This is a genomic window from Frisingicoccus sp. (genome assembly GCA_016298055.1).
Lineage (GTDB): Bacteria > Bacillota > Clostridia > Lachnospirales > Lachnospiraceae > Frisingicoccus.
In genome coordinates this window covers 1-2,122 of record JAEDDO010000266.1, presented here as the reverse complement: position 1 = coordinate 2,122, position 2,122 = coordinate 1, and the positions used below count along the sequence as shown (strand labels likewise).

Sequence of the window (2,122 nt, the reverse complement as noted above, 5' to 3'; positions counted from 1 at the left end):
AATTATTAATGAATCAAATCAATGAAGGAAAGTACACCGGTCGTGAAATCTTGCTTACAGGTGCGGTTTTATTTTTGACCGGAACGTTGCTGGGGATGATTTTCTCACCACGAAAGTACCAGGTGATTGGAAGTCATAATGGAAACGGAAGCGGGAATGGAAATGATACAAAGGCAGAAACGAAAAATGATACGCATCATTGATGATGAAAATCCTTAACCTTTGCATGATAGACTTCTGTTGAACAATTGAAAGAGGTTTTTATATGCAATACGTTCTTGAAACAAAGGGTCTGTCTAAACGGTATAAGAATTTTCAAGCGCTTGTCGATTTGAATATGCATGTGCCAAAGGGATCCATTTATGGATTTGTCGGGAAAAACGGAGCCGGTAAGACGACACTAATCCGGGTGATTACAGGACTTCAGTACCCCACTTCCGGGAGTTATAGTCTGTACGGGATTCCGGATTCGGATAAGATGATCCGAAAATCCCGTAGAAGAATGGGAGCAGTAGTGGAAACACCATCAATCTATCTGGATATGACGGCAGCAGACAATCTCAGGCAGCAATATTTGATTCTGGGACAACCGGATTTCGATGGAATACGAGAACTGTTGAAGCTTGTGGGATTAGAAGATACAGGAAAGAAAAAGGTGAAGGATTTTTCCCTTGGAATGCGTCAGAGACTTGGTATTGCTGTTGCGCTTGCCGGAAATCCGGATTTTCTGGTGCTGGATGAACCGGTAAACGGTCTGGATCCCCAGGGAATCCTTGAGATTCGTGAACTGATCCTGAAATTAAACAAGGAGCAGGGCATCACTGTGCTGATCTCCAGTCATATTCTGGATGAACTGTCAAGACTGGCAACTCATTATGGATTTATTGATCATGGACACATGGTGAAAGAAATCAGTGCGGAGGAATTGGAAGCCGCATGTGCCAGAAAAATTCGGGTAAAGGTATCGGATATGGCAGCTTTTTCAAAAGGGTTGGAACATAAAGGAGTCGATTATAGGATTATTTCGGATTTTGAAGCAGATATTTTCAGTGAGATTACGGTTTCTGAACTGGTCAAGGCTGTAGATTCTTTTGGTTGTCAGATTCTGACAATGAAAGAGCAGGATGAAAGTCTGGAAAGTTTTTATCTGAATCTGATTGGAGGTGCTGACCATGTGTAATCTGATCTCTGCAAATATGAAAAGAATCTGGAAAACGCGAGCCTTTCAGATAGGTGCGATCATTGTGGCAGGTCTGGCATTATTCCAGATATTGATGAACTACCGGGACTATGCAGTGTATGGGGGAACTCCGTATTATGATAATGCATTGTTTTCGATTGCGGCGGTGGCAGTATTTCCGCTGGCGGCATTTGTTTCTCTTTATATAGGAACGGAATACAGTGATGGGACACTTCGGAATAAAATTGTGATCGGACATGGAAGAGTGGAGATTTACATCTCAAACCTTTGTACAATGCTTATTGTTGGATGGCTGTTTCTGCTGATCTGGTCTGTTGCTTATCTGGTTCCGGGAATTGTTTTGATGGAGAGCGGAAATCCCCCTGTTGTTTTTATTTTCATTTATGCTGGTATCATTTGTGAACTGGCAGTTTTTTCAGCAATCTTTACATGGATATCCATGGTACTCGGTAAAAAAGCAGCTTCTTCCATTGCATGTATGTTGTTGACACTTCTGTTTTTATTGAGCGGAACGGTGATTCAGTCCACATTGGACCAGGAAGAATACTATGCACCCGCATATCGTGTGACAGAATCCGGAGAAATCGAATATGACGGAGAACTGGAACCAAATCCAAATTATCTTCCGGAGGGAAGCAGTGAAAGAGCTCTCTATGAGTTCCTTTTGGATTTTACACCGGGAGGGCAGATCATGCAGCTTTGTGCAATCCGGCTGGAGCGTATTGGGTATATGATAATCTATGACCTTGGTTGGTTTGCGGCAATGACCGGAGCAGGTGTTTTGATGTTCCGACGAAAATCCCTAAAATAGAACAAATAAATCAGCATCCTGCATCAATAAAGAGTTGATTGAACTGGATCGTACTGCATCAGATTTCATAGGGGACAACAAAAAAGCCAAAAACTCCGTCCCCATTGGTT

At 42.4% G+C, this 2,122-nt stretch carries 3 protein-coding genes; all 3 read left to right on the top strand.

What is annotated here, in order from left to right; all coding sequences use genetic code 11:
- Window positions 1-203, top strand: a 203-nt coding sequence (locus QZZ35_RS11420; protein WP_330635670.1) for a hypothetical protein, incomplete at its 5' end; no start/stop codon positions are given.
- A 62-nt stretch (window positions 204-265) separates the two neighbouring features.
- Complete coding sequence (locus QZZ35_RS11415) at window positions 266-1,180, top strand: ABC transporter ATP-binding protein (RefSeq protein WP_291237516.1); 915 nt, start codon at window positions 266-268, stop codon at window positions 1,178-1,180.
- Window positions 1,173-2,012, top strand: coding sequence for an ABC transporter permease subunit (locus QZZ35_RS11410; protein WP_291237515.1), 840 nt, complete (start codon window positions 1,173-1,175; stop codon window positions 2,010-2,012). The genes QZZ35_RS11415 and QZZ35_RS11410 overlap by 8 nt, the downstream gene beginning before the upstream one ends.
- Window positions 2,013-2,122: the final 110 nt, after the last annotated feature.